7 protein-coding genes and 1 pseudogene are annotated in these 9119 nt (G+C 63.9%); 2 read left to right on the top strand and 6 right to left on the bottom strand.

Features of this window, described 5'->3' with window-relative positions:
• Positions 1 to 98 precede the first annotated feature (98 nt).
• Complete coding sequence (locus RMO57_RS09695) at positions 99 to 371, bottom strand: peptidase (RefSeq protein WP_310386094.1); 273 nt, start codon at positions 369 to 371, stop codon at positions 99 to 101.
• A gap of 208 nt (positions 372 to 579) precedes the next feature.
• Here RMO57_RS09695 and RMO57_RS09690 point away from each other — a divergent pair, with 208 nt between their 5' ends.
• Positions 580 to 729, top strand: a complete 150-nt coding sequence (locus tag RMO57_RS09690) for a diguanylate cyclase domain-containing protein (protein WP_310386093.1) — start codon at positions 580 to 582, stop codon at positions 727 to 729.
• A 497-nt stretch (positions 730 to 1226) separates the two neighbouring features.
• Here the strand turns inward: RMO57_RS09690 and RMO57_RS09685 are convergent, their stop codons facing one another.
• A complete protein-coding gene (locus RMO57_RS09685; RefSeq protein ID WP_310386091.1) occupies positions 1227 to 2096 on the bottom strand; it encodes a universal stress protein in 870 nt (289 codons plus the stop codon).
• Between the two features lie 57 nt (positions 2097 to 2153).
• A complete protein-coding gene (locus RMO57_RS09680) occupies positions 2154 to 2999 on the bottom strand; it encodes a PA4780 family RIO1-like protein kinase (RefSeq protein ID WP_310386089.1) in 846 nt (281 codons plus the stop codon).
• Between the two features lie 105 nt (positions 3000 to 3104).
• Between RMO57_RS09680 and RMO57_RS09675 the strand changes: the two genes are divergently transcribed.
• Positions 3105 to 5879: a M16 family metallopeptidase gene (locus RMO57_RS09675; protein WP_310386087.1), complete on the top strand. Its 2775-nt coding sequence runs from the start codon at positions 3105 to 3107 to the stop codon at positions 5877 to 5879.
• A gap of 41 nt (positions 5880 to 5920) precedes the next feature.
• Here the strand turns inward: RMO57_RS09675 and RMO57_RS09670 are convergent, their stop codons facing one another.
• The 3 genes and pseudogenes from RMO57_RS09670 to RMO57_RS09660 all read right to left on the bottom strand — a co-directional run.
• Positions 5921 to 6760 (bottom strand): transporter substrate-binding domain-containing protein, encoded by an 840-nt coding sequence (locus RMO57_RS09670; protein ID WP_310386084.1) that lies wholly within the window; start codon positions 6758 to 6760, stop codon positions 5921 to 5923.
• 59 nt (positions 6761 to 6819) lie between these two features.
• Positions 6820 to 8919 (bottom strand): M3 family metallopeptidase, encoded by a 2100-nt coding sequence (locus RMO57_RS09665; protein ID WP_310386082.1) that lies wholly within the window; start codon positions 8917 to 8919, stop codon positions 6820 to 6822.
• Positions 8916 to 9119: pseudogene (locus tag RMO57_RS09660) on the bottom strand (bifunctional methylenetetrahydrofolate dehydrogenase/methenyltetrahydrofolate cyclohydrolase); the annotation flags it as partial. The gene RMO57_RS09665 and the pseudogene RMO57_RS09660, both read right to left, overlap by 4 nt.

Below are 9119 nucleotides of genomic sequence, written 5' to 3'. Positions count from 1 at the left end.
ACCGAAGCGGCGGTTTTTTGGGGATCAGGAGTACGCCGCCTGATCATCGGTGAGTGGAAAAATCAGCGCTGGGCCTGCATTACCCTATCGTTTTCGGCTCAAGCAAAGCCTCCCGCCCCTCGCTCCTCCGCCAGCGCCTTGAACACCGCATCCACCGGGTTCGAATATAGGCGGCTCTGGAATTTGGCGAACAGCTCGCCTGGTACCGATGGGATGTTGGTCAAGCTGGACATGGGCAACAAGATTCGCTTGGCGCCGGCATCAAACACGACTTGCAGGCTCTCGGCCAAGTTGCGGGCCTGGATCACCGCGTCGCCAAGGAGCCCGGGGGCAGAAAAATCGGCGGCTGCAAGTCGGCCGCAGCGGTCCATTTTTGACTTCGTCGCTCTTCGAGAACGCTATTGCCGCTTTCTGCCGCCCGGGCTCCTAGGTGAATCGACCGCTGCCGCGCAGACTTGGAGCGCAATGTGTGCACCGACGCGCTGACCGGCCTGGGCAACCGGCGCCTCTTGTTTGAGCGGCTTGACCATCTGATGGGGCAGCAAGGGCGGCGCTCTTGATCGACAAGACGACTTCAAGTTGATCAATGACTCACTCGGTCATGAGGCCGGCTACTTCCTGCTGGTGCAAGTCGCTCGTACGCTGGAGCAGTGGGTGCGGGCGTTCAATGTCGTGACGCGCTTGGGCGGGCAGCAGTTTGCGCGCCGCGTCGAGGCGCTGGCGCGCTGACCTTTGGACGGCGGCTATTGTTCGCCCGAGCGCTCTATTCCGGTGGCCGAGGAGACCGGCCTGATCACCGAGTAGGGTGCGGCCAATGCCGCGCAAAGCCATCAAAGCCTTGCCGGTGTTATTGGCCGTTAGTCAGGCCCATGTAGTCCACATCAATTGCTCGCCCAAGCCGTTGATGAGCGAGTAATTGGTGTCATTTCGAATTGACCGAGTCGGCGCTGGCCCATAACGCCGACTTTGCCAAGCAGCAATTGGACCCGCTCGGCGAGGCCGGCTTCCACCTCCAGCTGGATGACTCGGCAGCGGCTAGTCATGCTTGCATCGCCTGCAAAGCCTGCCGTTTTCAACCCTTAGAAACGGCCGCGCAGCAAGCGCGCCTGCGGGCCTTGGGGTGCCACCTGATTCAGGGTTATTTGAACGCTCGGCCGATGCCTTTGGCGCAACTGCTGCGGTGGCTGGAAGCGCGGCGCTCGACCTGCTTTGACGGCGCCGAACTGTCAGTGCGACATCAGCACCGGCACCGTCATTGAATGCAGCACCTGGCGCGTGACGCCGCCCAGCACTAACTCCCACAGCCGGGTTTGGCCGTAGCCGCCCATTACGATCAGGTCGCTGTCGCTGTCGGCAGCATGCGAAAGCAAGGCTTCGGCGACCGAGGCGTCGGGCATGAAGGACGACATCAGCCGCTCGCCCAGCGAGGGCTCTCGCTGATGCAAGACCTTCAGCGTGGACTCAATGCCGTGCAGACGCAGATAAGCTTGCGGGCGCAGCAGCGGCTCGGGGCCGAGTTCGGCAACTTCGGCAAAACGCACCAGCTCGACGTGCTTGGCCCGCTGCAAAAACGGCAGCGCGTCACGTAAGGCACGCGCGCTTTCGCGCTTATCACACCAAGCCACCAGCACGCGCTCGCCGCAGCGTTCCAGCGGCGTGTCGTTGACGTAGGGCACAAACAAGATCGGGCAGCCGCCCGAGACCAGCAAGCGGCCGAGCAGTCCGTCGGCCGAGCCGTCCGGCGCTTGTGGGTCTTGCTGGCTCATCACCAACAAGTCGCAGTTGCGTGCAATTTGCACCATCGCCCCCGAGGAGTCGCCCATCTCGCTGCTGAAGCGGATGTCGCCGCCGGCCGCCTTGACGAGTTTGCGGGCACGCTCCACGCGGCGCTGGTCTTCGCCCTCGTGCAGGTCCAGCGCCATGCTGGCGGCCTCGGGCGACAGATATGCGCCGGTGTTGCTGGGTGCCACCGCATGCACGGCCGCCAAATCGGCCTCGAACGCAGCAGCGAAGCGTCGCGCCAGTGCCACGACCTGCGCCGAGCGGGGCCTGTCACTGACATGCACCACGACCGACTTGAGTTTGCTTGTTGCCATCACATCCTCCGGGTTGAGAACTTGCTTGAACCGTTTGTTTGCTCGCTTGGCGACTATTTACTGCTGCTGCATGCGCAGCCGCCTGGCCGAATCTTCATCACGGGCGTCGTCGATTTCGCGCATCACCCCGCGCAGATCGACCGGCCGGTTCTGGTGCACAAAGCGGCCGGTCAGGCGCGCGTCCGGCGTCAGCGTGCCGCGCTCGAACAGGGCCCATATTTCATGGCCGAAGTCGCTATTCAGCAGATCGGGGGCGAATTGGCCGAAGAAGTTACGTAGATTCTCGACGTCACGCAAAAGCATCCGTTTGGCGTGGTTGTTGCCGGCCGCATCGACCGCCTGCGGCAGGTCGATGATGACTGGCCCGTCTGCCGCCAGCAAGATATTGAACTCCGACAAGTCGCCGTGCACGATGCCGGCGCAGAGCATGCGCACGACCTCTTGCACCAGCGTCGCGTGGTGCGCCCAGGCCTGCTGCGGCGTGAATTGCACATCGTTGAGGCGCGGCGCGGCCGAGCCGTCGGCGTCCATCACCAGCTCCATCAAGAGCACGCCCTCGAAGAAGTTGAAGGGCTTGGGTACCCGCACGCCAGCACCGGCCAGGCGGTACAGCGCATCGACCTCGGCGCTTTGCCAAGCTTCTTCTTGCTTCTCGCGGCCGAACTTGCTGCCCTTGGCCATCGCGCGAGCCTCGCGGCTGTTCTTGACCTTGCGGTTCTCGGTGTAGTCAACCGCTTGGCGGAAGCTGCGCTGGGTGGCTTCTTTGTAGACCTTGGCGCAGCGGGTTTCTCCGCCGCACTGGACGACGAACACTTGGGCCTCTTTGCCGCTCATCAGCTGGCGCGATACGCCGTCGATCAGGCCTTCGTCAAGCAGGGACTGCAATCTTTTCGGTGTCTTCATAGGGTGGCTATTGTCGGGGATGGCTGTCGGTGCAAAAAAGCCGGTGGGTATTCTTGCCCCAGAATGCCCGACATTGATGAATTCTCATTGCAGACTTGGCCCTCTATGTTGCAAATTCCGTTTCGATTGTCGGGTGTTTTGTTGGTGCTGGTCTTGGCCCAGGTGCTCGCGCCGGCGCCAGTTGAGGCCAAGGCCTCGCCAACTGCGGCGGCGCTACAGAGCCAAGCGGTGTTCGTACGTGAGCTCGGCGGCATTGCCGAGTACCGGCTCGCCAATGGCCTGCAGATCCTGCTCTTCCCCGATGAGGCGCAGAGCACCACCACCGTCAACATCACCTACCGCGTGGGCAGCCGGCATGAGTCGCAGGGCGAGTACGGCATGGCGCATTTGCTGGAACACATGGTCTTCAAAGGCACGCCCACACACCGCGACATTCCGGGCGCTTTCGCCGCCAAGGGCATCCGCTTCAACGGCACCACCACCAATGACCGCACCAACTACTTTGCGACCTTCAACGCCAACCAAGACACTTTGAACTTCGCGTTAGCGCTGGAGGCCGACCGCATGGTGGGTAGCTTCATCGCACGCGCCGATCTGGACAAGGAGATGAGCGTCGTGCGCAACGAGTTCGAGCGCGGCGAGAACGAGCCGATGCAGGTGCTGTACCAGCGCGTGCAGTCGCTGGCCTATGACTGGCACCCTTACGGCAACTCGACCATTGGCGCGCGCAGCGATATCGAGAATGTGCCGATTGAGCGCTTGCAGGCCTTTTACAAGCGCCATTACCGGCCCGATAACGCGACGATTCTGGTGGCCGGGCGCTTTGATCCAGCCACCACGCTGGCCAAGATCGCCGAGCATTTTGGCCCCTTGAAGAAGCCCGCTGAACCCTTGGCGCAGACCTACACGCAAGAGCCGGCTCAAGACGGCGAGCGCACCGTGGTGGTGCGCCGCGTCGGCGGTCAGCCCGCGCTGTTGGCCTATTACCATGTGCCGGCGATCGCGCATGCCGATTCGGCGCCGCTGCTGGTGCTGAGTTTGCTGATGTCGATGCCGCCGAGCGGCCAGTTGTACAAAGAACTGGTCGAAAGCAAGCTGGCCCTGCATGCGGGCCTGGGCGGTTTGGGCGGTCATTCGCCCGGTGGCATCACGGCGCTGGCGATTCCGCCCACGCAGGCGGACGCCGACAAGGTCGAGAAGTTGCTGCTCGACCTGGTCGAGGGCCGCGTCGGCAAGCCCTTCACCGAGGATGAGCTGCAGCGCGTGCGCGATGTGGCGCTGAATTCCTACCGGGAGCAGATGAAGAATCCGGAGGCGCTGATTCAGCAAATCTCCGGCCTGCTCGGTGCCGGCGACTGGCGCCTGCTGTTTCAGCTGATGGAGGACATCCCGCGCGTCACGCTGGCCGATGTGGAGCGGGTGAGGAGAGCCTATTTGCAGCCGGCCAATCGCACGCTGGGCCGCTATGTGCCGGCTGAAGTCGTCACACGGGTGGAGATTCCGGCCGCGCCGCCGTTGGACCTGCGTTTGGCCGATTTGAAAGGCCCGCCCAAGGTCGAGGCGGGTGAGCGTTTTGATCCGACGCCGGCGCATCTGCAGCAGCGCACTGTGAGCAAAGTTCTGCCCAGCGGGATTGAGCTGCAAACCTTGGCCAAGCAAACACGCGGCAACACCGTGCAGTTGCAGATGCAGCTGCGCTGGGGTGAACGCGACGCGACCTTCGCGCGGCGTGGTACCGGCTGGGTCGGTGAGTTGATGATGGAAGGCAGCGCAGGCTTGAGCAAGCAGGCGCTGCAAGATGCGCTGATCCGACTCAAGGCCGATATGAGCATCCAGGGCGGTGATCAGGGTGCGACCTTGAACATCACGGCCGAGCAAGGCACAGTGATCGAGGTCTTGAAGCTCGCCGCCGCCGTGCTGCAAGCGCCGGCGCTGCCGGTCGAGGCCTTCGAGCGCATCAAGCAGGCCGGCTTGGCGGGCCTGCAGTCGTCACGCCAGGAGTTGGAGGTCTTGCGGCGCGAGGCCGTGCGCGGGCATTACAACCGTGCCTTGGGCGTGCAACTGGGCGCACCCGACTACCAACTGAGCCTGGATGAGCAAGTGGTGCAGTTGCAGGCGACTCAGCGCGCCGATGTGCGCGCTTTCCATGCCGACTATTGGTCGGCCAATGAGGCGCGGGTGGCGGTGGTGGGGGCGCTGCCGGAAGGGCTGGATCTGGCCATCGAGCAGCTTTTTGGCGGCTGGAAGAAAGCGGGCGCGCCGCCTTTTGTGCGCCACAGTCCGGCTCACGTTGCCATTCCCGCCGCGCGTTTTGATGTGGGCGCGCGTGACAAGGCGAATGCCGCACTGCGCATGCGAATCGACTTCAAGCTCAGCGAAGCGGACGCCGACTTTGTGCCGCTGACCCTGGCCATCCAGGTGTTTGGCGCCGGCGGCATGGAGAGCCGTTTGTCGACGCGGGTGCGTCAGCAAGAGGGCCTGAGCTACGGCATCGGCGCCGGTTTGAATGCCCCGTTCTGGGGCAATGATGCGAACCTGTCCATCGGCGGCAGTTTTGCGCCACAAAACCGCGACGCGGTGATCGCCTTGGTGCAAGACGAGTTGCGCCGCATGGCTGAGGTCGGCATCAGCGAGGCCGAGTTGCAGCGAGCCAAGAAGGATCTTGCCGAAGCCCGGCTGCAGTCACGCGCCAATGAGGGGCAACTGGCAGGCACGCTCAATTTGCTGGCCGACCGCAGCAAGGATTGGGCCTATGTGGCGGCCCGCGACGCGGCCATTCAAACGGCCACGCTGGCGCAGGTCAATGCGGCTTGGCGGCGCCACATCAAGGCGGATGGTTTTGTGATTTCGACGGTGGGGGACTTCAAGGACAAGCCTTGATGAAGTCTAAGGCGAGCAGGCCAGACTGAGCGCAGCGGATCTCAGCGCGGCTTGGGTTTTGGAGGTCGCGCTGGCGGGCCGTTAGCGACCGCCTCGACGTGAAAGCGTTTCAGCATGGACTCAAAGGCGGGTTGCCCCCGCAGCTGCTGCAGCGCCAGCTCAAGTTCGGTCAGCAGGGCCTCTGCGCCCGGCCGACCCGGCACAAGGCCGAAGGTCAGTGGAATGCTAACCAGCGCCGGCGACTGCCAAACAATGCTGCGCGCCAACTCGCCCCCGCCCTCCTGGGCCAGTTGGTGTTCGCCCGTCGCGCGCTCCAGCGCAACAAAGTCGAACCGTTTGGCCGCCAGCTTCTTCAAATTGGTCCAGTCGCTGATCGACTCCTCCAAGGCCGCGCCGGTCTCGCGCAATTGATCCGGGTAGGCGTAGCCGCGCACGATGCCCACGGTTTGGCCCTTCAAGGCCTGCCAGTTCATGCCCTGCGCCCGCCATTGCTCGCGCCGCACAAAAAACCCCAAATGGCTGACGAACACCGGCCGCGTGGGCAGCAAGCCCAGCTCCTTCACATCTCTCGGCCACAGCAACATCACGCCATCAGCGCGGCCCTGCGCAATCTCGCGCGAAACCCGCGCCCAGGGCACTGAGCGGATGTGCACCACATAGCCGCGCGGTTCGAGCGCAGCCCGCAACACCCATTCCATCGCGCCGCCGCCCTCCAGCTTGATTGAAGAGTAGGGCGGGTATTCGGTGGTCAAGAAATGCAGTTCTGGCTGGGCAGTGGACGCCTGAAGCTGCGAACAAGCGCCGGCCAAGGCCCAGCCCAGCAGATGCCGTCGAAGCCGGTGCAATCGCGCTTGGCTTGGGCAGGCATGGCGGGGCTTCATGGTGGGGTTCCGAAAGTGAGAGGGTGACGCAGTCTAGAAACCCCGCTGTGAAGCCAATGTCAGGCCATGCCTTGGTGCCGCAACAAGGCGTCGATCTGCGGCTCGCGGCCGCGAAAGGCCTTGAAGCTCTCCATCGCCGGGCGCGAGCCGCCCACTTCTAGCACGTTCTGCAGATAACGCTGCCCGCAAGCGGCATTGAAGACGCCTTCGACCTCGAAGGCGCTCCAGGCATCGGCGCTCAGCAGCTCGGCCCATTTATAGCTGTAGTAGCCGGCCGAATAGCCGCCCGCGAAGATGTGTGAAAAACTGTGCTGGCTGCGGTTGAAGGCGGGTGCCGCCATCACGGCGATCTCGCCGCGCACCTCGTCGAGCAGCGCTTGCACAGCGACCTCGCTGCCTCTCTCGGCATGCAAGCGCATATCGAAGACCGAAAACTCGATCTGGCGCAGCGTCTGCAGGCCGCTCTGAAAATTCTTGGCCGCCGTCATCTTGTCGAACAGCGCGCGCGGCAGCGCCGCAGCCGTGTCGACATGGCTGGTCAGCTGCTGAATCACTTCCCATTCCCAGCAGAAGTTCTCCATGAACTGACTGGGAAGTTCGACGGCGTCCCATTCGACGCCGGAGATGCCGGACACGCCCAGCTCATCCACCTGGGTCAGCAGATGGTGCAGGCCATGGCCGAACTCGTGGAACAGCGTGGTCACATCATCATGACTCAACAGTGCGGGTCGGTCCGCTGTGGGCGACGAGAAATTGCAGACCAGCTGCGCCACCGGCGTTTGTTGCGCACCGTCCGGCCGCGCCCAGCGGCTGCGCACCTCGTCCATCCAGGCACCGGGACGTTTGCCGGGGCGGGCATAGAGATCGAGGTAGAACTGGCCGACCAGGGCGCCATCGGGGGAGTCGCCGGGCCGCCCCAAGACTTCTCCGGCACCCCCTCGGGGGGCAGGAGCCGTTTGCGGCGACGTGGGGGCAGCAGGTCTGTCCAGGCGGTAGAACTTGACGGACTCGTGCCAAACCTCGGCCGGCTGCTCGCTGATCTTGACATTGAACAGGCGCTCAATGATGTCGAACAGCCCGGCCAGCACGCGCGGCACGGTGAAATACTGCCTGACCTCTTGGTCGCTGAAGGCATAGCGGGCTTCCTTGAGCTTTTCGGACGCGTACGCGCTGTCCCAGGGCTGCAATTCGCTCAGCCCCAAGTTGGCGGCGGCGAAGTCGCGCAGCTCGGCCAAATCCTTCTCGGCAAAGGGGCGGGCGCGGCGTGACAGATCGCGCAAGAAATCCAAGACCTGGGTCGGCGAATCGGCCATCTTGGCCACCATCGCCGCCTCGGCGAAGTTAGCAAATCCGAGCAGCGCCGCCTCTTCATGGCGCAAGCGCAAGAGTTCTTCGATGATGGCCGTGTTGTCTAGTTCGGGCTTGTCGCCCAGCTCACTGGCGCGCGTCACGTAGGCACGGTAGAGGCGCGCACGCAAGTCGCGGTTGCTGGCGTACTGCATCACCGGCAAGTATGAGGGGAAATGCAAGGTTAGCTTGTGGCCTTCTTTGCCCTCTGCCTTGGCGGCTTCAAGTGCTGCGCTGACGGCGTCGGCCGGCACGCCGTCCAACTCCTCGGCGCTCGCGTAATGGGCATAGCCGTCGGTCGCGTCCAGCACATGCTCGGAGAACTGCTGGCCGAGTTCGGCGCTGCGCTCCTGGATCGCCGCGAAGCGGGCCTTGGCCTCGCCTTGCAGCTCGGCACCCGACAGCACGAAGTCGCGCAACCACAGCTTCAGCGCTTGCTGCCTGGGCGCACTCAGCTCGCTGGCGCCGGCGGCGATTGCCTTGTACTTGGCATAGAGCTTTTCATCGGCGCCGAGTTCGGTAAAAAACTCGGTGACGGCCGGCAGCATCGCGTTATAGGCCTCGCGCAGCTCGGGCGTGTTGGCAACGGCATTCAGGTGCCCGACAGCGCCCCAGGCGTGGCCCAGGCGCTCGGTGGCGACACCGAGACTGGCCGAGAGCGCGTCGTAGTCGGCCGGCGTGGCGTCCGAGGTGGCGGTGGCCAGCGCTGTGCGCGACTCGCTCAGCAGTTGCTCAATCGCCGGGGCGATGTGCTCGGGCTTGATGCTGGCGAAAGCGGGCAGGGCGGCGGTGGAAAGCAAGGGGTTGTTCATACGGTCTCCGCAGCACTTCGTTCGGCCGACTCGAGCGTGTTGACCAAGAGCATCGTGATCGTCATCGGCCCTACGCCGCCGGGCTCCGGCGTGATGCAGCCGGCGACTCGCTTGACGCCGTCAAAGTCGTCGTCGCCGCAGAGTTTGGCTTCCTCATTGAGATTGTTGCCCACGTCGATGAAGATGGCGCCCGGCTTGAC

It is taken from the genome of Roseateles sp. (genome assembly GCF_031397715.1).
Taxonomy (GTDB): domain Bacteria; phylum Pseudomonadota; class Gammaproteobacteria; order Burkholderiales; family Burkholderiaceae_C; genus Paucibacter_A.
Note: the sequence above shows the minus strand (reverse complement) of the source record. Positions and strands in the feature narration are given on the sequence as shown.